Source organism: Gemmatimonadaceae bacterium, assembly GCA_016720905.1.
In the GTDB taxonomy this organism is placed as follows: domain Bacteria; phylum Gemmatimonadota; class Gemmatimonadetes; order Gemmatimonadales; family Gemmatimonadaceae; genus Gemmatimonas.
In genome coordinates this window covers 299,352-321,050 of the sequence record JADKJT010000029.1, presented here as the reverse complement: position 1 = coordinate 321,050, position 21,699 = coordinate 299,352, and the positions used below count along the sequence as shown (strand labels likewise).

At 65.1% G+C, this 21,699-nt stretch carries 24 protein-coding genes and 1 pseudogene; 24 read left to right on the top strand and 1 reads right to left on the bottom strand.

Annotated elements, in window-relative coordinates:
- Positions 1-5: 5 nt before the first annotated feature.
- The 19 genes from hrcA (at position 6) to rsmA (ending at position 17,613) form a co-directional block, all read left to right on the top strand.
- Positions 6-1,049, top strand: coding sequence for a heat-inducible transcription repressor HrcA (gene hrcA, locus IPP90_18165; protein MBL0172595.1), 1,044 nt, complete (start codon positions 6-8; stop codon positions 1,047-1,049).
- 11 nt (positions 1,050-1,060) lie between these two features.
- Complete coding sequence (locus IPP90_18160) at positions 1,061-1,657, top strand: DnaJ domain-containing protein (GenBank protein MBL0172594.1); 597 nt, start codon at positions 1,061-1,063, stop codon at positions 1,655-1,657.
- Positions 1,558-2,190, top strand: coding sequence for a hypothetical protein (locus tag IPP90_18155; GenBank protein ID MBL0172593.1), 633 nt, complete (start codon positions 1,558-1,560; stop codon positions 2,188-2,190). The genes IPP90_18160 and IPP90_18155 overlap by 100 nt, the downstream gene beginning before the upstream one ends.
- On the top strand, positions 2,183-3,031 hold the full coding sequence (locus IPP90_18150; protein ID MBL0172592.1) for a 50S ribosomal protein L11 methyltransferase: 849 nt from the start codon (positions 2,183-2,185) through the stop codon (positions 3,029-3,031). Before IPP90_18155 ends, IPP90_18150 begins: the two co-directional genes overlap by 8 nt.
- Positions 3,004-3,774, top strand: coding sequence for a 16S rRNA (uracil(1498)-N(3))-methyltransferase (locus IPP90_18145; GenBank protein MBL0172591.1), 771 nt, complete (start codon positions 3,004-3,006; stop codon positions 3,772-3,774). The genes IPP90_18150 and IPP90_18145 overlap by 28 nt, the downstream gene beginning before the upstream one ends.
- Positions 3,771-4,112: a histidine triad nucleotide-binding protein gene (locus IPP90_18140; GenBank protein MBL0172590.1), complete on the top strand. Its 342-nt coding sequence runs from the start codon at positions 3,771-3,773 to the stop codon at positions 4,110-4,112. The genes IPP90_18145 and IPP90_18140 overlap by 4 nt, the downstream gene beginning before the upstream one ends.
- Positions 4,113-4,312: 200 nt before the next feature.
- Positions 4,313-4,501, top strand: coding sequence for a 30S ribosomal protein S21 (locus IPP90_18135; protein ID MBL0172589.1), 189 nt, complete (start codon positions 4,313-4,315; stop codon positions 4,499-4,501).
- An 8-nt stretch (positions 4,502-4,509) separates the two neighbouring features.
- Positions 4,510-4,962, top strand: coding sequence for a GatB/YqeY domain-containing protein (locus IPP90_18130; GenBank protein MBL0172588.1), 453 nt, complete (start codon positions 4,510-4,512; stop codon positions 4,960-4,962).
- 108 nt (positions 4,963-5,070) lie between these two features.
- On the top strand, positions 5,071-7,557 hold the full coding sequence (locus IPP90_18125; GenBank protein ID MBL0172587.1) for a Smr/MutS family protein: 2,487 nt from the start codon (positions 5,071-5,073) through the stop codon (positions 7,555-7,557).
- 70 nt (positions 7,558-7,627) lie between these two features.
- Positions 7,628-9,544 carry a DNA primase gene (locus IPP90_18120; GenBank protein MBL0172586.1) on the top strand — a complete coding sequence of 639 codons (1,917 nt, stop codon included), beginning with the start codon at positions 7,628-7,630 and terminating at the stop codon, positions 9,542-9,544.
- 26 nt (positions 9,545-9,570) lie between these two features.
- Positions 9,571-10,296, top strand: coding sequence for a hypothetical protein (locus tag IPP90_18115; GenBank protein MBL0172585.1), 726 nt, complete (start codon positions 9,571-9,573; stop codon positions 10,294-10,296).
- A gap of 237 nt (positions 10,297-10,533) precedes the next feature.
- Positions 10,534-12,213 carry a single-stranded-DNA-specific exonuclease RecJ gene (gene recJ, locus IPP90_18110; protein MBL0172584.1) on the top strand — a complete coding sequence of 560 codons (1,680 nt, stop codon included), beginning with the start codon at positions 10,534-10,536 and terminating at the stop codon, positions 12,211-12,213.
- 5 nt (positions 12,214-12,218) lie between these two features.
- Entirely contained in the window at positions 12,219-12,743 is a 525-nt protein-coding gene (gene rsmD, locus IPP90_18105; protein ID MBL0172583.1) for a 16S rRNA (guanine(966)-N(2))-methyltransferase RsmD, read from the top strand.
- 29 nt (positions 12,744-12,772) lie between these two features.
- The gene (gene coaD, locus IPP90_18100) at positions 12,773-13,246 is read left to right on the top strand and encodes a pantetheine-phosphate adenylyltransferase (GenBank protein ID MBL0172582.1); all 474 of its coding nucleotides are present in this window, start codon (positions 12,773-12,775) and stop codon (positions 13,244-13,246) included.
- A 5-nt stretch (positions 13,247-13,251) separates the two neighbouring features.
- Entirely contained in the window at positions 13,252-14,277 is a 1,026-nt protein-coding gene (locus IPP90_18095; GenBank protein ID MBL0172581.1) for a phosphotransacetylase, read from the top strand.
- Between the two features lie 22 nt (positions 14,278-14,299).
- Positions 14,300-14,632: an STAS domain-containing protein gene (locus IPP90_18090; GenBank protein MBL0172580.1), complete on the top strand. Its 333-nt coding sequence runs from the start codon at positions 14,300-14,302 to the stop codon at positions 14,630-14,632.
- A gap of 31 nt (positions 14,633-14,663) precedes the next feature.
- Entirely contained in the window at positions 14,664-15,101 is a 438-nt protein-coding gene (locus IPP90_18085) for an ATP-binding protein (protein ID MBL0172579.1), read from the top strand.
- The gene (locus tag IPP90_18080) at positions 15,098-16,753 is read left to right on the top strand and encodes a SpoIIE family protein phosphatase (protein MBL0172578.1); all 1,656 of its coding nucleotides are present in this window, start codon (positions 15,098-15,100) and stop codon (positions 16,751-16,753) included. The genes IPP90_18085 and IPP90_18080 overlap by 4 nt, the downstream gene beginning before the upstream one ends.
- A complete protein-coding gene (rsmA, locus tag IPP90_18075; GenBank protein ID MBL0172577.1) occupies positions 16,750-17,613 on the top strand; it encodes a ribosomal RNA small subunit methyltransferase A in 864 nt (287 codons plus the stop codon). Before IPP90_18080 ends, rsmA begins: the two co-directional genes overlap by 4 nt.
- Here rsmA and IPP90_18070 read toward each other — a convergent pair.
- Entirely contained in the window at positions 17,591-18,232 is a 642-nt protein-coding gene (locus tag IPP90_18070; GenBank protein MBL0172576.1) for a redox-sensing transcriptional repressor Rex, read from the bottom strand. The genes rsmA and IPP90_18070 overlap by 23 nt on opposite strands.
- A gap of 82 nt (positions 18,233-18,314) precedes the next feature.
- On the opposite strand from IPP90_18070, the gene IPP90_18065 reads away from it, so the two are divergent.
- The 5 genes and pseudogenes from IPP90_18065 (at position 18,315) to rplT (ending at position 21,588) form a co-directional block, all read left to right on the top strand.
- Complete coding sequence (locus tag IPP90_18065) at positions 18,315-19,271, top strand: 3'-5' exonuclease (protein ID MBL0172575.1); 957 nt, start codon at positions 18,315-18,317, stop codon at positions 19,269-19,271.
- The gene (locus IPP90_18060) at positions 19,268-20,143 is read left to right on the top strand and encodes an MBL fold metallo-hydrolase (GenBank protein ID MBL0172574.1); all 876 of its coding nucleotides are present in this window, start codon (positions 19,268-19,270) and stop codon (positions 20,141-20,143) included. The genes IPP90_18065 and IPP90_18060 overlap by 4 nt, the downstream gene beginning before the upstream one ends.
- Before the next feature lie 248 nt (positions 20,144-20,391).
- Positions 20,392-20,938, top strand: a pseudogene (locus IPP90_18055) (translation initiation factor IF-3).
- Positions 20,939-21,003: 65 nt separating this feature from the next.
- A complete protein-coding gene (gene rpmI / locus IPP90_18050; GenBank protein MBL0172573.1) occupies positions 21,004-21,201 on the top strand; it encodes a 50S ribosomal protein L35 in 198 nt (65 codons plus the stop codon).
- 12 nt (positions 21,202-21,213) lie between these two features.
- Complete coding sequence (gene rplT / locus IPP90_18045) at positions 21,214-21,588, top strand: 50S ribosomal protein L20 (protein ID MBL0172572.1); 375 nt, start codon at positions 21,214-21,216, stop codon at positions 21,586-21,588.
- The last annotated feature ends 111 nt before the right edge of the window (positions 21,589-21,699 follow it).

The window sequence follows — 21,699 nt, the reverse complement described above, 5'->3', positions numbered from 1 at the left end:
GACTTATGGCGCACTCAGGAGAACTCTCGGAGCGGGAACGACAGGTCCTTGAAGCGGTGATCCACAGCTATGTGGCTACAGCCGAACCGGCTGGCTCGCGCACGCTGTCTCGTCGGTTCGGCCTTGGCATTTCGCCGGCCACCATTCGGAACACGATGAGTGACCTGGAAGAGAAGGGTTTCCTGTTTCATCCACACACGTCCGCCGGCCGTGTTCCGACCGATAAGGCCTATCGCATGTACGTGGATTCACTCATGCGCGTCGATCCGATCACCCGAGAGCATCGTCGCCGACTGGCCGAGGATATTGTGGCGGGCGGCTCGGCGATCGAAGCGATTCTTCGTCGTGCGGCGCAGTCGCTGGGGATTCTCACGCAGGAGCTGGGTGTGGCGCTGGGTCCGCGACTGGAACGGGCCACGTTGCGTCGGATTGAACTGGTGCGTGTCGCATCGGATCGACTGTTGCTGGTGATCAGCCTGAACGGCGGTGCCGTACGAACGATCTTTGTCGAGGTTCCCGGCACCATTGCCGACGAGGCCATGGTCGAGGTGTCGATCGTGCTCAACGAACGGCTGACCGGGCTCACGCTCGACCAGTTGCGCACATCGCTCCCCTCGCGCCTGCGGGATGTGCACACCCGACCGGAAACCGCCGAGCTGTTGAATATCTTTGTGCAGGAAGGCGACCAGGTGTTCACGCGAGCGGCGGAACCCCTGGAAGCGGTCGTCATCGGGCAACCGTCGTTGCTGGCGGATCAACCGGAGTTCGCCAGTGGTGAGCGTTTGCGACAGTTGTTCGATCTGACCGAGCAGCGTCAGCAACTGGCGACCTTGCTTGAGGCGAGACCGGGATCGAACGGCCTGAGTATTACCATTGGCAACGAGCACGGCGATCCCCGTCTCGACGCGTTCACTGTTGTCACCGCCGAGTATACCGCCGGATCGTTGAGCGGTGTGATCGGCGTCATCGGTCCGACACGCATGCCCTACGACAAGGTCATTGCGCTGGTCGGGCACACTTCACAGCTCGTGTCCGAGCTGCTCTGCTGACCTGACTACTCATGGCTGATTTCTACGCGGTACTGGGTGTGCCGCGCGACGCGTCCGACGACGACATCAAGAAGGCGTACCGTCGGTTGGCACTGCAGTGGCATCCTGACCGCAATAGCGGTGCGAAGGAAGCCGAAGAGAAGTTCAAGGAGCTGACCGAGGCGTATGACGCGTTGCGCGATCCGCAAAAACGCGCGGCGTATGATCGGTACGGTGAGGCCGGGTTGCGCGGTTCTTCGCAGGCGCAGTACGAGCATGTGGACCTGTCCGAGGCGCTCAACATTTTCATGCGCGACTTCGGGGGGTTCGGCGACCTGTTCGGCGGGCAAGGCGGGCGTCGGCAATCGGGACCACGGAGCGGTGCGGACATCAAGCTGCCGCTGCCCTTGACGCTCACCGAGGTGGCCACCGGGATAGAAAAGACCGTGGTGCTCAAGGTCCTCGAGTCCTGCGACAAGTGCGAAGGGTCGGGCGCGGAGGCGGGTACAAAGCCGCAGACCTGTGCGACTTGTCACGGTGCGGGGAGGTTCGACGCGCGCAGCGGTCGTTCTTCGGGCAGTTCGTCTCGGTCGCCCCATGCCCGACCTGTGCGGGCGAAGGCATCGTAGTATCGTCACCGTGCAAGAAGTGTCGCGGCGAAGGCCGCGTGCGCGCTGAGCGGACGCTCAAGATCACCGTGCCGGCCGGCGTGGCGACCGGTCAGTATATGACGATGCGTGGCTCCGGCAACATCGGTCCCCGCGGGGGCACGCGGGGGGACGTGCTGGTCGTGTTCGAAGTCGAAGACGATGAACGGTTTGATCGGGACGGTGAAGATCTCTTCTGCGAAGCGCTTGTCACGTATCCGCAACTCGTGTTTGGCGCCGACGTCCGCGTGCCCGGCTTGCTGGGTGATCTGTCGCTTCGTATTCCCGCCGGCACGCAGAGCGGTATGGTGTTCCACTTGCGAGGGCGCGGCCTGCCTCGAGTCAATGCGTCCGGCATTGGAGACTTGCACGTGAAAGTGCAGCTATGGACGCCGCAGTCGGTCGAAGGCGAAGAGGAAGCGGTGATTCAGCAGCTGGCATCGCTCCAGGGGTCAGCGCCTCCACAACGTGAAAAGAGCATCTGGTCAAAGATGAAGGAAGCGCTTGGTGCCTGACATCGACGCGCCCTGGATCAGTGTCCGCGTTCAGCCGTCTGCGTCGTCCGACGCGGCGCGCCGGGCGTGCCTCTCGGCGCTCTTTGCCATTGGTGCGCAGGGGGTGCATGAAGATGGATTGGCACTGGTCACGCACTTTCCGCCGGGTACCGACCTGACCACGGTGCATCGCGCACTGTCGGAGGCCGATGACCGCGTGATCATCGAAACCGCGGCCGTGCCCGACATCGATTGGAGCGAAGCGTGGAAAGCGCGCATCGTGGCACACGAGTTAGGTCCGCTGACGGTGACTCCGCCATGGTTGGCCGATGGTCGGGATCCGGCATCGACGATTGTGATCGAGCCGGGCATGGCGTTCGGAACGGGCGATCACCCGACCACCCGCGGCGTCGTGCGGCTCCTGCCCACGGTCATGCGCACTGGTGATGTGGTGGCCGATCTCGGCGCCGGCAGTGCGGTGCTGGCCATTGCCGCGGCGAAGCTTGGCGCATCGCGTGTGTATGCCGTCGAACTCGACGGGGAGGCCATCCCAGACGCCGAGACGAACGTGGCGCGCAATGGTGTGGCCGATCGGGTGCATGTCTTCGAGGCGGATGCCGCTGTGCTGTTACCGCTGCTCGCGCCGGTGCGGGTGGTGCTCGCCAACATCATCTCATCCGTGCTGATGGAATTGCTGCCGGTGATTGCCGCGTCCCTCGCCGCCGACGGTGCCGTCATCGTCAGCGGTATTCTGGTCGAGGAACGCGACGCCATGATGGTGTTTCTGACGGCCACTGGGTGGCGCGTGTTGTTGGAAGATGCAGAGGGAATCTGGTGGTCGGCGTCGATCGCGAGGGCGTAGGCGCCGGTCGGCCCACGTTTGTCACCAGCGAGCGGCTGGTGCTGAACGGCGGGTGCGTGCTGGATGAGCACGCGGCGCGTCATATGCGTGCGCTCCGGCTCGACGCGGGCGCGATCGTGGCGTTGCGCGACGGTGCGGGCGGGGTGGCCGAGGGTCAGCTGGTTCGACTGACCAAGTCGCAGGCACAGATAGAAGTGCAGGTTGTCGAGCATCGAGAACCCCTGACCGCCGTGCACCTGCTGGTGCCGGTTGCTGACAAGGATCGCATGTTGTGGTTGGCGGAAAAGGCGGGCGAACTGGCCTGTACCAGTTGGCGCCCCGTGATGTGGCGGCGTTCGCGAAGCGTGACACCGCGCGGCGAAGGGATGAGTTTTCAGGCCCGCGTTCGCGCGCGTATGGAGAGTGCCTTGGCGCAGTCTGAGGGGGCGTGGCTTCCGCAGCTGTACCCCGAGGCGAACGTGGAACGGGCCGTGCTCGCGGTCCCGGACAGCGATCGTATTGTGCTGGATCCAAATGGAGCGCCGTTGATTGGACCGGCTGCTGTGCCCATCAGAGGGGCCGTGACGCTGGCGATCGGACCCGAAGGCGGGATAGAGGCCGACGAAATGGCCGCGCTCGAGCGGGCCGGTTTTCGGCGTGCCTCATTGGGAACGACTATCCTGCGATTCGAAACCGCCGCCATTGCCGCGATGGCCATCGTTCGCACGGCACTCGCCCCTTCTCATCGGAGCCCCGCACCATGACCGACCGTTGCCTCTTCTGCAGGATCGTGAGCGGAGAACTGCCGGTCACGACGGTTGCCGAGAACGAGTACGCGGTAGCCTTTCGGGATCTGCATCCGCAGGCCCCCGTGCATGTCCTCGTGGTCCCCCGGCGGCACGTAGCATCGCTGGCGGACGCCACCGACGGCGTCGAATTGGGTGCGGTGGCGTTGCTGGCCGCCAGGGTGGCCCGGGACGAGGGCATCGCCGAAACCGGATATCGCACCGTCATCAACTCCGGGGCCAACGCCGGGCAGTCGGTCGGTCACCTCCACATGCACGTGCTGGGGGGCCGCCAAATGGGGTGGCCGCCGGGGTGATAGTCTGCCGAATCGCCTTGACCACGTCAGTCAGGTAGGGTAAGATATAGGGCTGTCGTGCTTTGACTTGCGGCTCTGGCCGTCGGGTCCGGAGTCTCCGGATGTCCGATCGATGTCCGTGCCAGCGGTCGCCACACTTACTGTCGCAGTTCGCTCCGGTTTCCGGTGCGAGTCCTGACGGCCCCAGGGAGAGATCGAGTTTGTCGGAAGTCATTATCCACGAGGACGAGAATTTCGAGCGGGCACTCAAGCGCTTCAAGAAGAAGTGCGAGAAGGCCGGTATCCTGTCCGATCTGCGCAAGCATCGCCACTACGAGAAGCCGTCCGAGAAGCGGAAGCGCAAAATGAACGCTGCCGTGCGCAAGAATCGGCGCACGCGAACGGCCTGATCGTTTTCGTGGCCGCCGAGGGCGTTTCGTTGCTCGCGCGGCTGCAGGCTGATCAGGCTGCGGCTCGTCGGGCGCAGGAAAAAGATCAGGTCATGTTGCTCGGGATGGTCATCTCGGAGCTCAAGAATCGCGAAATCGAGCTCCGCCGCGACGCAACGGACGACGATACGTTGGACGTGATCCGCAAGGGGATCAAGCGCCGGCGCGAGTCGGTGGATCTCTACCGTAAGGCCGGTCGAGATGACCTCGCCGACAAGGAGCAGCGCGAAGTCAACGCGCTCGACGGCTATCTGCCGGCACAGGTCGATCCCGAAGCGATTCGGGGTGCGGTGCGCACGGCGATGGCCGGCGGTGCCGCGAACATCGGCGCTGTGATGGCCCGGGTCATGCCGGAATTCAAGGGTCGCGCCGATGGAAACACGATCAATACCATTGTGCGCGAGGAGTTGGCCCGCGGTTGAACCCGACCGGACGTCAATCGCGACGCGTCAGTTGAGGAGCGTGGTACTCCTGATGAACTTTCGAGCCCGGAACCGTGCATGCGGTGACCGGGCCTTCGCTTTCTCCGCATGAACGCGCACGCTCTCGGTATTCTCGAGTTTCCGCGATTGGTGGCGTATGTCGCCGGCCGTGCGCACTCTGCGCCCGGCGCCGCCGCGGTGCGCGCGCTGGTGCCGCGCGTCGATCGCGCGTGGATTGAGGCCGAACAACAACGCGTCTCGTCGATGCGCGCGCTGGTCGAATCCGACGCAGGGTGGAGCAGCGAGGCGATTCCCGAGCTCGCCGCGCCGCTCAAGCGCCTGCGCATCGAAGGGCTGGCGTGGAGCGCCCTGGAACTGTTGCAGGGGGCGATACTGCTGCGTTCGTCGCGCCGCACGCGTGATGCGCTCCGCGATCCGCGACGCCCGGCCATCATGGTCGCCATTCTCGCGGAGTTCGTGAGCGCACTGGTCGATCTGCGCGCGCCGGAAGACGCGATTGGTCGGGCCATCAGCGATGACGGCGCCGTGCGCGATGAGGCCTCGCCGGCCTTGCGGCGCGTGCGTCGGGAGTTGCGACAGACCGAGGGCGAATTGGTGCGCCTGCTGGAGCGGGAGATGCGGAAACTCGAGCCGCATCATCAGGTGAGCGACTTGTCGGTCACCATGCGAAACGGTCGTTGGGTCATCCCGATGCGACGCGAAGCGCGCGGGTACGTGGGTGGCATCGTGCACGACAGTTCCGGGACCGGCGCCACGATCTTCGTGGAACCGCCAGCGGCCGTGGAGTTTGGCAATCGCGTGCGCGAACTGGAAATTGAGGAGCAGCGCGAAGTCGAGCGAGTGCTGCGCGAACTCACCGACACCCTGCGACCGTATCACGACGTCATGGGGGGCGCCTTTGAGGCCTTGGTCGCGCTCGACAGCCTGTTTGCGCGCGCCCGATACGCCATTGATGCACAGTGTGCGGTCGTGACGTTCTGCGAGCCGGGAGAGGGCCTGGCGATCGTTGACGGGCGACATCCGTTGCTCCTCGCGCGCGGAACCCCCGTCGTGCCGTTCGACCTGACGCTCGACCCCGTCGAGCGCACCCTGCTGGTCTCCGGACCGAACACCGGCGGCAAGACGGTGCTGCTGAAAGCCATCGGGTTGCTGGCCACCATGGGGCAAGCGGGAATCCCCGCGCCAGTTGGCGCGACGTCACGGCTGCCGGTATTTGATGACCTGTTTGCGGACGTCGGTGACGAACAGAGCATCGAGGCGAGTCTCTCCACCTTCAGCGCGCACGTGAAGAATCTCGGCGAGATTCTGGTGCATGCCACCGAGGCGTCGCTCGTCCTGGTGGATGAATTGGGGTCGGGGACCGATCCCGCCGAGGGAGCGGCGCTCGGCGGCGCGATCCTTGAGACGTTGACGCGGCGTGGAACGCTGACGATCGCCACGACCCATCTCGGACAGCTCAAGTTGCTGGCCACGGATGTAGCGGGGATCGTGAATGCGTCGCTGCAGTTTGACGCGGTGCAGCTGGCGCCGACCTATCGACTGCTGAAGGGGATGCCTGGACGCAGTTACGGCATCAGTATTGCCCGGAGATTGCAGCTGCCGGAGGATGTCCTCCAACGTGCGGAGGAGCGGTTGCCGGCCGGCGAACGCGACGTGGCGGTCCTCCTCGCCGATCTGGAAGCGCGGGAGGCACTCCTCGCTGATCGCGAGAGTGTTGCCAGTATCGAACACGGAAAGCTGCGGGCGCGTCTGGCAACGGTGGCGGATCGCGAGTTGAAAGTGCGCGAGCGGGAACGTGAATCCGAACGCGAGGCGCGGCGAGAGACGCGTCGATATCTGCTGGAGGCCCGTGCCGAAGTCGAACGGGCGATTGTCGAGGTTCGCGCGCGCGCCGTTGATCAGAGTGAACAGTTTGAGGAGGCGGCGAGAATGGCGCGCCGTTCCGTTGAAGAGGCGGCCGCCCTGCAGGGCGCGGCCGTGGACGAGGTCGAGTTGCGCGCGCAACGCGATCGCGATCGACACTCGGCGCGTCGCAAGACGAGTGAGCAAGCCGTGACGGCGACGGGCTCGCCACCCGATAACCCGGCGGGCATGCCCACGGGTAGTCGGTCGGCCGCGCGCGCCGCGCGCCCACTCGACGCCGGCGATGCGGTGCTGGTGGCGACCTTGGGTGACCGGCCCGGTCGTGTGGTCAGCATCAGGGGGGATGCGGCCCGGGTTGTGGTCGGATCACTCACGCTTACGGTGCCCGTTCATACGTTGACGCGCACAGCCGCGCCGCCCGCGCCGGCCTTCCGGGTATCATTGCATGGTTCGATGCCGGATGTCGAACCGGTTCGCGAAGTCGATGTCCGCGGCATGCGTGTGGATGAGGTGGATGATCGCGTGCTGCAGGCGCTGGACACCGCCGTTCGCGCCGACTTGAAGGAACTGCGCATTATTCATGGGAAGGGCACCGGAGCGCTACGGGCGCGCGTCACGGAAATGCTGAAGAAGGACACCCGTGTGGTTGCCTTTCGGCTGGGTGCGTGGGATGAAGGGGGCGCCGGCGTCACCGTGGCGGAACTCTCCTGACGCGAGCGCCGTGCCGAGGCTATGATCGGAGATATGATCGCCCCATGCGCCTGACTGATCGGGCTTCCCGATGATTGCCGACGATGTCATCGAACGCGTGCGGCTCGCGGCCGACATCGTGCAGATTATCGGCGAGTACGTTCCGCTGAAGCGTGCGGGCGCCAGCTATCGCGGCCCGTGTCCGTTCCATCAGGGGACCAAGCCCAATTTTTCGGTGACCCCGGACAAGGGCAACTATCACTGCTTCGTCTGTCACGAGAGCGGCGACGTCTTCACCTTTCTGCGCAAGCGGCTGGGCCTCGATTGGGTGGGCGCGGTCAAGTTGGTCGGCGAACGCGTTGGCATTGAAGTCATCGACCAGCCGACGCGCGCTCACGCGCCGGATCCCAATGAAAGGAATTGGGAAGTGCTGGCCACCGCAGCGGAATGGTTTCGCACGCAGTTGGCGGACGACGTCGTTGGCCGTGAGGCGCGCGCCTACTTGGCGGGACGCGGCCTGGATGCGGCGGCATGCGCACGATTCGGGATCGGGTTTGCTCCACGCGACGCACAGGCGCTCCGACGTTACCTGAACGGATTGGGGTTTGACGAAACGCGGCAATTGGACGCCGGATTGCTCGCGCGCCGCGAGACGGATGCCGAACCGCGTGCGCGGTTCGTTGGTCGCATCATGTTTCCCATCCTCGATGAATTGAGCCATCACGTAGCCTTTGGCGGCCGCGCCATGGGTGACGCGATTCCCAAGTATCTCAACAGCGGCGAGTCGGGAGTCTTTCAGAAGCGCCGAACGCTGTACGGTTTGCAGACCGCCAAGCAGGCCATGCGTCGCGCCGGTCGGGCGATTGTCGTGGAAGGGTACCTGGATGCCATTCGACTGGCCCTCGCGGGAATCGAGGAAGTCGTCGCGCCATTGGGGACCGCGTTGACGGAGGAGCAGGCCGCACTGCTCATGCGGTACTCGTCGGAGGTCTTCCTGTTGTACGACAGCGACAAGGCAGGGCAGGAAGCCACGTTTCGGTCAGGGCTGGAACTCCTGCGTCACAAGGCCGCCGTCCGCGTCGTGTCGCTCCCGGAGGGCGAAGACCCTGACACGTTTGTGCGTTCCCAGGGGCGCGCGGGGCTGGAGACGCAGCTGACGCAGGCCATCGACCTCTTCGATCGCCAGCTTCAGCTGCTCGAGCGTCGTGGATGGTTTGCCGACCTGCGTCATCGCCGTCGTGCCATCGACAAGCTGCTGCCGACGATTCGCGCCGCGCGCGACCCGCTTACGCGGGATCTCTATCTCGCGCGACTCGCCGACGTGTCGCATCTCGACAAGGCCACGCTGGCCAGTGAGGCGGACGAGCCGCCCGCGACGGGTCGCGGCAGAGGCGTTCGCCATTCCGCGGAGCACGTCACCGAAGGACCGCCGGACAGCGAGGCGCCACCGCCGGAGAATCCGGAAGGTGCGGCACCACCGACGCCGTACGTGAAGCGTCCGTGGACGCCGCGGCGCGGAAAGCCCGAAGCGCCCGAGTGGCAATCGATGTCGGCGCTTCCGAAACCGCGACGGGACGAACCCGACGAACGCGCGTTGGTGCGGGCCATGATTGCGTCCCGTGACTGGGTCGAGCGGATCGCCGAGCGCCACGCGCCGTCGGATTTTCGCGACGCCAACTACCGTGCCATCTTTGCGGCCTTGTTGTCGGCGGGACATGCCGATTCCCTCGACCAGGTGGCCGCCGCCCTGTCGCCGGAAGCCTTACAGGCACTTCGGGAGCTCACGGAGACCGGTGACACGCATCCGCCTGAGGCATCTGACGTGACCTTGAGCCTGGCGCGCATTGCGGCACGGCGGATCGAAGCACGAATTGAGGAGATCCGGTCGGCTATGGGTATAGTTCAACCGGAACAGCAGAATGCGCTCATGCGAGAACGCATGGAGTTGGAAGGCGAGTTGCGAAAACTCTTGCCGATCCGCAGTCCGCGGGGTAATCGGAAGGGATAAGGTGTCTACCACTGTCTGGAGGCGTAGTGAATCCCGAGCTGGAAGCGCTATTGGTTGTGCAGCAGGACGACGACGTGATTCGGGGCATTGAGGCACGACGCGACGCGTTTGCCCCCCGCTTGGCCGCCCTGGACAAGGCGCGGCAGCGCACCGTCGACGAGATCGCGAAGCTGGAAGGTGCCCTCACGCGGGAACTCGATCGGAGCCGCGCGCTTGAAGCCCTGATGACGGACCATCGGCTTCGGCATGAGAAGAACCTTGCGGTGCTCGATCAGGCGCACAAGCTGAAGGAAGCCACCGCCGCAATGGCCCAGGTCGAGACCGCTCGGCGTGTCTTGGCCGAGGAAGAAAGCGAGATGCTGGCGCTGTCCCGACGGATCGGCGAACTGCAGACGACGACGGAAGCGGCTCGCGGCGCGCTCGCCGCTCTGGAGGTGCAACAGGCGGATGCCCGGAAGCTCATTGAAGTCGAGCGCGGTGCCATTGTGCGGGAATGGGAATCGGCACGAGCACAGCGCGCGATTTCGGCGGCAGCGGTTGCTCCGGGCCTCCTGTCCAAATACGACCGTGTGCAGCAACGGCGCCGGGCCGCCGCGCTCTTCGCCCTCAACGCGGGTTTCTCCTGCGGCAGTTGCGATACAGCCATTCCGCTCCAGCGTCGCCCCGCCATGACCAGTGGCGGACAGGCGATCGAGATCTGTGAAGCGTGCGGCGTGCTCCTGTACCTCCCGACTCCCCCGGCAACGCCCTGAGTCAGTCCCGGTAAGCGTCGGCGGTAATTCGGTTGACCATGCCGCCTGACGCGGGTGCCATGACTTGTCGCGTGACGTAGATTGCCGCCTGTGAGCGTTCCACGCATCCCTTTCGAGCCGCAGCCCGTGGGGGCGCCGCTAGGTCGCGGCGTCCCGGCAGTGGTGGGGCACGCCGGATCCGGATCCGCACCGCCCTCGCCTCCCTTGCCGCGACACCGTCCGCCGGCCAGATGGGTGGTGTCCTCCGAGCCCGACGTTGGGCCGGTGCAACGACTGGTGAGTGCGTTGTTGTTGCCCGAATCGCTCTGTCGCCTTCTCGTCGGGCGGGGATACGCCGATCCCGAGACGGCCAAGCGATACTTGCGTCCGCGCCTTGACCAGCTTCAGGCGCCATCGACGCTGTTCGATCTGCCGCGTGCCGTCGATCGCATCGCAGCGGCCGTGCGTCGCGATGAAACGATTTTCGTGCATGGGGATTACGACGTCGACGGCATGAGTTCGACGGCCTTGCTCACGCGCGTGCTACGTGGCTGCGGCGCCACACGCGTGGTGCCCTTTGTTCCGAATCGACTGACCGACGGATATGACCTGGGACCGGCCGGGGTGGCAGCAGCCCAGGCCGCTGGTGCCTCATTGGTGGTGACGTGCGATTGCGGCACCAGTGCCATCGAGGCCGTCGCGGCGCTGAATGCCGCGCACATCGATGTGATCATCACCGATCATCACCTGCCTGGCGGTCCTTTGCCGGCGGCGTATGCCGTCTGCAATCCCCGTCGCGCCGAGTCGAGTGCGGCTGATCAGGATCTGGCGGCGGTGGGCGTGGTGTTCAAGCTGGCGTTGGCGTTGTGTGAGGCGCTTGGGATCTCGCCGGCACTGGCGCACCGTCAGCTTGATCTGGTGGCGTTGGCGACGATCGCCGATGTGGCGCCACTCCGCGGCGAGAATCGCATTTTGGTGCGCTACGGCCTCAAGGTGTTGGCGGAAACGACGCACCCTGGATTGCGCGCGCTGCTGCGATCGTCGGGACTGGAGGGGAAGCCCCTGACGGCCGGCCGCGTGGGATTCGTGCTCGCGCCCCGATTGAACGCGGCGGGTCGTATTGCCGACGCCAAGCTGGGTCTGCGATTGCTGCTGTCGGAGCGGGACGACGAAGCCAACGTGATCGCGCGTGAACTCGAGGAACTCAACCGTGCACGGCAGGATCTCGACCGCAGCGTCCTGGACGATGCACTGCGTCTGCTGGATGCGCCGGGGATGCGTGACCGGTATGCGTTCGTGCTGGCGAAGGAAGGCTGGCACGCCGGTGTGATCGGCATCGTCGCGTCGCGCATCGTCGAACAGACGGCGCGTCCGGCCGTGCTGGTGGCCGTCGATCATGGCATCGGAAAGGGATCTGGACGATCCATCGTGCCGTTCGACCTGCACGCGGCACTGGGAGAATGCGCGCACCATTTTGAGCGATTCGGCGGTCACCGCGCCGCTGCCGGATTGACGATGCAGGCCTCGGGCATTCCCGCGTTCGCCGAACAGTTCGATGCGGTGGCGCGCGCGCGGTTGTGCGAGGCCGATCTGGTGCCGGAGTTGCGGGTCGATCTCGACATCGCGATGGAAGGGGTGGGCGACGAGTTGGAGAAGCTGGTGCGACACTTCGAACCATTCGGCATCGGGAATCCCGCGCCGGTGTTTCGGGCCCTCGGTGTTTCGTTGGCCTCCGCCCCGCGTCGCATCGGCACCGATGGGGTGCGACTGTCCTTTGCCGTCCCGAACGGCACACTGGAAGCGGTGGGATGGGGACTCGCCCCGCGGATGGCATCGCTGGACGCGTCACGTCCGGTCGATGTGGCGTTTCGATTGGAACGTGATGAGTATCGCGGCATCTCGCGATTGCAGCTCAAGATCGCCGACTTCAAGGTCTGACTTCCATGCGCATTGTGGCGGGACGCTGGCGTGGTCGACGAATCGAGGCACCGTCGGGAGAGCAGGTGCGCCCGACCGGTGACCGCGTGCGCGAATCGTGGATGAGTATCGTGCACAGCCTGTTGCCGGAGGCGCGCGTGCTCGACCTGTGCGCAGGCAGTGGCGCGCTGGGGCTTGAGGCGCTCTCGCGTGGAGCGGCCTCGTGCGATTTCGTCGAGAATGCGCCGCGCTCGCTGGACATGATACAGGCCAACCTCGATCACCTCGGTGGCCATGTCGGAGCCGTCGTGCATCGCGACGATGCCGTGGCGTTCGTCCGCCGCCTCCGTCCCCTCGCGTACGATATCGCATTCGCTGACCCTCCCTATGCCACGGACACGGCGATGCAAATCGTGCAGGCGTGGCTCGATACCCCGTTTGCGGCGGTGCTTGGCCTTGAGCATCCCACCACGCTGTCCATGCCCGCACCGGGACACACCCGCCGTTACGGGGCCACCTCGCTCACCTTCTACCGCACCGCCGACCCGTGACCGTGCTGCCTCCAACCAGTGGCGAGCGCATCGCCCTCTACGCCGGTTCCTTCGATCCTGTGACGCACGGACACGAGGACCTGATCCAGCGCACGTTCACCTTCGCGGACCGGTTGGTCGTTGGCGTCACCACAAACCTCACGAAGGTCCCGTTGTTCACGGTGGAGGAGCGCGTGGGCTTCATTCGCGACGTGACCGGCAACGATCCGCGCATCGAGGTGCGCGCGTTTAGTGGCTTGCTGGTGGATTTCGCGCGCGAAGTGGGGGCCTGCGTCAACGTCCGCGGCCTGCGCGCGGTCAGCGACTTCGAGTACGAGTTTCAGATGGCGCTGATGAATCGGCATCTCTTCCCGACGCTGGAAACGGTGTTCATGGCGCCGTCGCTCGACACGACCTACATCAGTTCGAGTATCGTCCGCGAGGTGGCGCGGTTCGGTGGCCATGTCAGCCAGCTCGTGCATCCGCGCGTGGAGCGCGCGCTGCGCGAGCGCTTCGCGCGCTGACGATCGTGTCCCAAGCCGGCACCTCGGCGTTCCTTGAGGACGTGCATCGCCGCGCCGCGGCGTCGCGACGGACCATCCTGTTCCCGGAGGCGACTGATCTCCGTACGGTGCAGGCGGTGGTGGAGCTGACCAAACGCGGATCGGTCAATGCCGTGTTGGTGCGGCGCGGTGATTCGGCAACCGGGCCGGTGCCCGCGCGTGGCGCAAGCATGATCGACCCGCTCAGCGATGCGCGCCTGCCGGACGTGGTGGCGCACCTGCTGGCTCGCCGCGGAGCCAAGGGTCTGAGCGCCGCCGCGGCCGAACAACTTGCCCGCGACCCGCTGTATTTTGCCGATGCATTGGTCGCGCTGGGCCACGCCGATGGTTGCGTGGCCGGCGCCGTGCATACGACCGCGGAAGTGCTGCGGGCGGCACTGTGGACGGTTGGCGCCTCCAGCGGGGCGCGTACCGTCTCCTCGTCGTTTTACATGGTCGTGCCGGAGTTTCGCGACAACGGCAGCGAAGTGTTGACGTTCACCGACTGCGCCGTGGTGCCCGATCCGACGCCGCAGCAACTGGCCGACATTGCCCTGGCGGCAGCGATTGACCGTCGGCGAATTGTCGGTGACGAGCCGAGAGTCGCCCTCTTGTCGTACAGTACCCGCGGCAGTGCTGACGGCCCGTCGATCAGCAAAGTCCGGGATGCCCTCGCGCTGATCCGCAGTGAGGCGCCCGACCTTGAGGTCTCGGGTGAACTGCAGGGGGACGCGGCGCTGATGCCGGCGATTGCGCGCCGCAAGGCCCCGGGTGAAGCGGCGGCCGGACGAGCCAACATTCTCGTGTTTCCTTCACTCGACGCCGGCAACATCAGCTACAAGCTGGTGCAACGTCTGGCGGGCGCGACGGCGATCGGACCCATCCTGCAGGGGCTCGCCCGTCCATGCAGTGACTTGTCCCGGGGGGCCACCGCCGATGACATTGTTCATGTGGCCGCCATCGCCGCGCTACAAGCGGCCGCACCGGTCCCGGCGCCCGTAGTGGCCGGGTGACCATTCGCCTTCCAGACATACCATGAGCTTCCTTCTCGCACGTACCGATGATCAGCTGCTGGTCGAGGTTGACGGACAATTAGTTGTCGGCAACCGCCAGGAGTTCAAGCAGGCGATCCTCGACGAAGTGGAGCAGGGGGTGCGCTTGGTGGTCATCGACTTCACGCGCGCGGCGTACATCGACAGTTCCGGACTTGGTGCCTTGGTGTCCCTTGGCAAGCGGCTGCGCGAACAGAACGGCGACCTGCGGCTGACCGGGTTGAATGATGACCTGCGCACCCTGTTTGAATTGACGCGCCTCGATGCGCTCTTCCCGTTGTTTGCCTCGCGCGACGCCGCGTTCGCGGGCGCCTGATTCCATGGCGGCACGGTCACCTCGCCAACCGGTGCGCACCCCCGTGCTGATCGAGCGCCGTGAATGGACGATCGAGTCCGACGTGCACGCCATCACGCCGATCGTGGAAACCGTGCAGGCGCTGTGTCGCGCGGCCGGATTCTCGCCGCGACAATGTCGCCTGAACATTCCAGTGGCCATCACGGAAGCGCTGTCAAATGCCATCCTGCGTGGCAATGGCTGCGAGCGGGAACGGCGCGTCCACATCACCGCCGCACTCGAGACGCAGCGGTTGATCGTCGAGGTCTCGGACGAAGGTGGCGGATTCGATCTGGACGCCGCGCAGGGACATCCGGACGACGCGGACTGGCTGGAACGCGAGGACGGCCGTGGACTGTTCCTGATGCGGTCGCTGATGGATCACGTGGAGAACCTGATTCCCGGTACCGTGCATGGGCACACGCTGCGCCTGATCCTCCAGCGCGCATGAACGAGGTCGCCGCCCTTCTGGCCGCGTTCCATGAGGCCACCGGGCGCGAGGCGGCGTTGTGGGAGCGCCGTGACGCTGGCAGCATGCCAACGCTCTTGGGCGCGTCGTCGATGACCTTCGGAACGCGCAGCGGCAGCGGATGGAATGCCTGGGATGTCCCGAGTTGGGCGCGCTCAAACGGCTTGGTGGCGCATTTGGCCAACACCGGTGACAGCGTGGGTTGGCTGATCGTGGAGCCTGGCGCTTCGGAAGAGTCCAATCGATTGCTGGGCCGACTGATTCCGCTGGTGCTTCGCCTGGCGCACGAGCGTGATGGCGCAGCCCATGAACTCGTTGGACGGTACGAGGAGATCAATCTCCTCTATGCGATCAGTGAACTGCTGGGTGGGACGACATCGGTGGAGAGCGTGGCCGACACGCTGTTGCGTGAGTTTGCCATGACGGTGGGTGCCACCCGCGCGGTGTTTCTCCGGACCACTCGGGCCCAGACGCGGCTCACGGCAATCGCGACGTTGGGCCTTGGCGAGACGGCCTATCCGTCCGTTGCACTCGACTCGCCGTCGCATATCGCCGCACGGGCGTTTCGCACCGGCACCGCCTGTACGGAAGACGGCGCGGCGGCGCGCGAAGCCGATCCCGTCCTCGGTGCGGATGGTGACGCCCTGCTGGCGGTGGCGATAACGCGTCCCAGCACCGGAATCGGCATCACCGGACCCCATCCGGCAATCACGACGCGCCGCCCGAATGCGGCGCTGCTGGAGAGCGTCGGCGCCGTGCCGTTGGGTGTTCTGGTGCTCGGTGGACATCGTGCGGGCGCCTCGTTCAACGCTGGCGATCGAAAGCTGGCGAACGCCATCGGGACGCAGATCGGTACGGCCATGCACAACGCGTCGCTGGTACGCGCGGCCGTTGAGCGACAGCAACTCGAGCGCGAGATGCGGCTGGCGCACGATCTGCAGTTGAAGCTGTTGCCGCGCACCACGGTGGTCGCGCCTGAGGCGCGGGCGGCCGCGCGCGTGGTGCCCGCAGAAAGCGTCGGTGGCGATTTCTTTCTGCTCGCCCGTCTCGATAAAGATCGCACCGGCGTGCTGGTGGGCGATGTCGCCGGCCATGGCTATCAGGCCGCCCTTGTCATGGCCCTCGCGCTGAGCGCGGTCGCCATTCACGTGCAGGCCGCGTTTGATCCATCGATTGCCGTGGAAGCCGTCCGGCGTTCACTGGCCGATGAACTGGACTCGACGGAGATGTCGTTGACCCTGTGCTATGTCGTCATCGACAGCCGGGTCGGGGAGATCCGGTTTGCCAACGCCGGACATCCCCATGCGTTCCGTGTCGGACGGGATGGCGACTGCACGCGTCTGGCCGCGATTGCGCCACCCATCGGGTTCAGCGACGCCGCTATCGAGGAGTGCGTGATGGCCTGGCGACCAGGGGACCGGGTGGTGTTGTTCACCGATGGGTTGCCGGATGCGTTGGATGCGCGCGATGCGCGACTCGGCGAGCGGCGAATTCTGGAATTGCTGGCTGCGATGAATCAGGGCGAAACACCGGACGAGATGCTCAGTCAGCTGGTCCGGCTGGTCGAGGGGCATGTGGTCGGCACGCCGCTGCGCGACGACCTGGCGGCGGTGATTGTGGATCGACCCGCGTGAGCCAGCACCGGCATCGCCCCGCCGCATCCACCGGATTCGTCGCACCCAGACTGCCTCCGGCGCGAAAGCGATTCGGTCAGCATTTCCTGAAGGACACGCGCGTGCTTGACGCGATTGTCAAGGCGTTGGGGCCGCTCGATGGCAAGACCGTGGTGGAGATCGGGCCGGGTCGCGGCATCCTGACCGATCGCCTCGTCGAACGGGCGGCGCGCGTCGTTGCGGTTGAAGTGGATCGAGATCTCGTCGCCCACTTACGGGCGCGATATGCCGGTCAACCGCACGTCGAAATCGTGGAGGCCGACGTGTTGAGTGTGTCGTTGGCCTCGCTGGCCGATGGACCATTCGTGCTGGCTGGCAACGTGCCGTACTACATCACCACACCGATCATCTTTCATGCGCTGCAGGTCCCGCGTCCCGACGTGGCCGTGTATCTGGTGCAGAAAGAAGTCGCTGATCGGCTCGCGGCCCCACCCGGTGACAAGATCTACGGGGCGTTGAGCGTCAACGTGCAGGCTGTTGCCGAGGTCGAGATGGTACGGCGAGTCGCGCCGTCCGCCTTTCAGCCGGCCCCGACCGTTGAGTCGGCGGTCGTGCGTGTCACGCCGCGCGCCATTCCGGCCATCGACGCGGTACTCGAAGCGCGCTTTCGCGCGTTTGTGCAGGCGGCATTCGGGCTGCGGCGGAAGCAGCTGGTGCGTGTCATCCGCACGGTCACGGCGCTCGATCCCGACCGAGCCGCCGCAGTCATTGCGTCGTGCGGACTGACCACGGATCTGCGCCCGGAGGTGCTCACGGCGGAAGACTTCGCGCGACTGGTTCGTGCGTTGGAACCGCTGCTTACGCCGCGCCGCGATCCGTGAAGTTGTTCGTGAGGGCGAACGACAATCCCTCCAGCTCCATGGCCATGTTGACCGACTTGAGCGAGACGTGCGGCGGTACCGTCACCTGAGTCGGCGCGAAGTTCAGAATGGCCCGGATGCCTGCCGCGACGATACGGTCCACGACCGACTGCGCGTCATCCGACGGAATGGCCAGCACCGCGATCACCGAGTCTTCGGTGCGCACATCGGCATCCAGAAGCGCCATATCACGCACCACTTCCTCACCCCAGGAGTGGCCGATCTTGGTCGGACTGTTGTCGTACACGCCCAGCACACGAAAGCCCCGCTGACGGAAGCCATCATAATTGGCCAGCGCCGCACCGATTTTTCCGGCGCCGACGATCACGATCTTCCACTCGCGTTCCAGCCCCAGAATCTCACGCAGATGGGCCGTGAGTTCGTGCACGGGATAGCCAAGGCCGCGCTTGCCGAAAGATCCGAAAAAGGACAGATCTTTGCGAACTTGCGCGGGCGTGGTGTGACAAAGCTGAGCCAGCTCGTCACTGGAGGCGGTAGTGTGGCCGCTGACGTCGAGCGCCTCCAGATAGCGGAGATACATCGACAGGCGACGAACGGTTGAGTCGGCTATTCGCTTCACGGGCAGAGCTTGTGAAATTCTTCACAAAGGTAGGTCGCCGCTCGTCGATTTACTAGTCACTCCCCCCCGCTAACTTGCCGCCATGGCGGTGACACCTCTTTCCAATCGCAGTCCGTTCGGCACCGTCGTGGGACGGCGCCCCACGACGCTGTCGGCCCGAGCTGCCGAGCGACTGGCGGCCGGTCCGCTTGACGCACTCACGCTCATGCGGGACGTCTGTCAAGTGGACCGCCTGCAGCCGGATGCGGCCGAACGCATGGCGTTGGCCTTGCTGACCAGTCATGAGGAGTTCGTGCAGTTGCCCTCTGGCCACTGGGCTTTGCGAGATCAACCGGAGCCGTTGTCCACTTCGTCTTCAGGGCCGTCGGCGACGGTGTTGAGCGACGCACCGAACGGCCTGTCCGACGTGTCATTCGCGGTTGTGGACGTCGAAACCACCGGCACCCGATCGAGCGGCGGGGACCGGGTGACCGAAATTGCCATCGCGCGTGTGCACGGCGGTCAGATCGTCGAGGTATACTCGCAACTGGTGAATCCCGAACGACTGATCCCGGCGCACATCACGGCGTTGACGCAAATCACCTGGGACATGGTCAAGGATCAGCCGCCGTTTCGTCAGGTGGCCGAACAAGTGACGAGCCGACTGGCGGGGCATGTTTTCACCGCCCACAACGCGTCGTTTGATTGGCGCTTCGTGAGTGATGAGTTGGCGCGCGGCGGCATGCGACTGGCCGGTCCGCGGTTGTGCACCGTGCGCTTGGCGCGGTTGCTGCTGCCGCAGCTTGCTCGGCGATCGCTCGACCACGTCACGCGGTATTTCGGGATAGACGTCGGCGCCCGACATCGGGCGGGCGGGGATGCGGAGGCCACGGCCCGCGTGTTGTTACGCCTGATTCGTATCGCCGAGGAGGAGGGGCTCTCCTCGTGGCCGCTGCTGGAGGCGCGACTGGCGTCGCCGATGCGACGGCGCGGCCGGACGGCGTCGGATCGTCGTCGTCGCGCGTTTCCCCTTCCTGCCATTGAGGATCATATCGCGTGACGTTTCCGGAGCCACTGCTCGACAGCCGGACGCTGGGTCGATGGCGTATTCACGCCATTCAAGCGGGAGGCCAGCAACTGGACGGCGGGGCGATGTTCGGCGTGGTTCCCAAGACATTATGGGAACGCCGCATTACCGCCGACGCGAAGAATCGGATTCCCATGGGCATGCGCTGTCTGCTGATCGAGCATGACGACGGCCTGGTGCTCATCGACTCGGGGGCGGGAAACAAGGAGTCCGACAAGTTCCACGAGATCTACGCGATCGAGAACGCCGGGCTTCCCGGACGCACCGCGCTGGAAGCAGGCATGGCACGCGCAGGATTCGCCCCGGCCGATGTGACGCTGGTGATCAACACGCATCTGCACTTCGATCACGCCGGTGGAAACACCTGGCGGAACGCGGCCGGCGAGATCCTGCCCGCGTTTCCCAATGCCCGGTACGTGGTGCAACGTGGCGAATACGAATACGCCTTGCGGGCGAACGAACGAACGTCGGCTAGTTACTTCCCGCACAACTGGGATTCGATCTTCGCGGCCGGTCGCTTTGATCTCCTCGACGGGGAGCAGGAGCTCCGTCCGGGAATCCGCGTGCGATTGACCCCCGGCCATACCCCGCACCATCAGAGCGTCATCCTGAAGTCGGGAGGCGAAACGCTGTGCTTCCTGGGCGACGTGGTGCCAACCGCGCATCATCTGCCCCTGCCGTGGATCATGGGGTACGACGTGGAGCCGCTGGTGACCCTTGAGTCCAAGCGAGCGCTGCTGGCCGAGGCGCTGCGGGACGACTGGCAGCTGGTGTTTGAACATGACGCCCACACCGGCTTTGGTCGGGTGGCGGCGGACGCCAAGGGCTACCGGTTGGCAGGGTAGCGTCCGTGGGGGCTTGACCTTCGGCCTAAGTCGTCTAGGTTTCAGCGGTTAGCAGTAGTTTGAGAAGTACGACAACCGAGAAGCGGTTGGGCAGCGACGCCCAACCCACCCTTCGGCCCCCGATGCGGAATGTGCGCATTTCCCGGGGTGCGCTGCTGGAGTCCATCGAATCAATCATCACCGACGCGCGCAGCGCGGGCGGCTGCGTGATTGTTGCGACGCGGATTCCTGACAGGGGTCCGCGTTTTCTGTATCTCTTCACCGGAGTTCGGCCTATTCAGGATTCGACCAAGCGTCCGCCACGGGTGAACCGGCAAATCCGGATCAGCCCCGTTCGCGTGATCGCCGCCGACGGAAGTCAGCTCGGCATCATGGAAGTCGACGTGGCACTGGCCCAGGCGCAGGAGCAGGGGTTGGATCTCGTCGAAGTGGCGGCTGCGGCGCGGCCTCCCGTCGTTCGCATCATGGATTTCGGGAAGTTCAAGTTTGAACAGGCCAAGCAGGCGCGGCTGGCGAAGAAGAAGCAGCATGTGATCCATCTCAAGGAGGTCAAGTACCGCCCCGGGATCGACGATCACGACTTCGAAACGAAGACGCGGCATGCGCGACGCTTCCCTGGAAGAAGGGAACAAGGTGAAGGTGACGTTGATGTTCCGTGGACGACAGATCGCGCACCCCGAGTTGGGGCGCCAGGTGGTCGATCGGGTGTCGGTTGAACTCGCCGATCTGGCGAAGGTCGAAAGCGCACCGTTGATGGAAGGAAAATCTCTGACGATGATTCTCGCGCCGAAGTAGTCGGCGCGTGATCGATGAAGGCCTGCCTCGAACGCGAGGCAGTTTACCGCAGCCGCGAGCGTACCATGCCGAAGATGAAGACCCACAGCGGCGCCAAGAAGCGCTTCTCCGTGACGGGATCGGGGAAGATCCGGCGCCTGAAGGCGTACAAGAGCCACATCCTGACCAAGAAAGATCCAAAGCGGAAGCGTAACCTGCGCCGGCCGACCATCGTGACCACGAATGGCGAAATCAAGCGCATCAAGCGTCTTATACTCGCCTAAGGAGATCGATTCATGCCACGCGTAAAATCCAACGTCGTCCGCCTCAAGCGGAAAAAGCAGATCATGAAGCACGCCAAGGGTGCCTTTGGCGGCCGGTCCAAACTGTGGAAGGCCGCAAAGGAAACCGTTGAGCGTGGCTGGCGCTATGCGTATCGCGATCGCAAGAACAAGAAGCGCGACTTCCGTCGCCTCTGGATCGTGCGTATCAATGCGGCGGCCCGGCTGCATGACATGTCGTACAGCACGTTCATCAACGGCCTGCATGCCTCCGGCATCGAGATCGACGGCAAGGTGCTCGCCGATCTGGCAGTGCGTGAGCCGGAAGCGTTTGCGGCGATCGCCGAACAAGTGCGCAAGGCCCTCGACGCCGCCAAGAGCGCCGCGTAGTTCCTCGGCGCAGGTTCGATGTCGCAGGGCCGGCTACCTTCAGGGACGCCGGCCCTGCGCGTATGGTCCCGTTGCGAGGTCGCATCGGCTCACGGCTCTACCACACTTCCC

What these genes read in the sequence shown, in the direction of transcription:
- hrcA (MBL0172595.1), top strand. Translation starts at nt 6, where the DNA reads ATGGCGCACTCAGGAGAACTCTCGGAGCGGGAACGACAGGTCCTTGAA.
- IPP90_18160 (MBL0172594.1), top strand. Translation starts at nt 1,061, where the DNA reads ATGGCTGATTTCTACGCGGTACTGGGTGTGCCGCGCGACGCGTCCGAC.
- IPP90_18140 (MBL0172590.1), top strand. Translation starts at nt 3,771, where the DNA reads ATGACCGACCGTTGCCTCTTCTGCAGGATCGTGAGCGGAGAACTGCCG.
- IPP90_18125 (MBL0172587.1), top strand. Translation starts at nt 5,071, where the DNA reads ATGAACGCGCACGCTCTCGGTATTCTCGAGTTTCCGCGATTGGTGGCG.
- IPP90_18120 (MBL0172586.1), top strand. Translation starts at nt 7,628, where the DNA reads ATGATTGCCGACGATGTCATCGAACGCGTGCGGCTCGCGGCCGACATC.
- rsmD (MBL0172583.1), top strand. Translation starts at nt 12,219, where the DNA reads ATGCGCATTGTGGCGGGACGCTGGCGTGGTCGACGAATCGAGGCACCG.
- IPP90_18090 (MBL0172580.1), top strand. Translation starts at nt 14,300, where the DNA reads ATGAGCTTCCTTCTCGCACGTACCGATGATCAGCTGCTGGTCGAGGTT.
- IPP90_18080 (MBL0172578.1), top strand. Translation starts at nt 15,098, where the DNA reads ATGAACGAGGTCGCCGCCCTTCTGGCCGCGTTCCATGAGGCCACCGGG.
- IPP90_18065 (MBL0172575.1), top strand. Translation starts at nt 18,315, where the DNA reads ATGGCGGTGACACCTCTTTCCAATCGCAGTCCGTTCGGCACCGTCGTG.
- rpmI (MBL0172573.1), top strand. Translation starts at nt 21,004, where the DNA reads ATGCCGAAGATGAAGACCCACAGCGGCGCCAAGAAGCGCTTCTCCGTG.
- rplT (MBL0172572.1), top strand. Translation starts at nt 21,214, where the DNA reads ATGCCACGCGTAAAATCCAACGTCGTCCGCCTCAAGCGGAAAAAGCAG.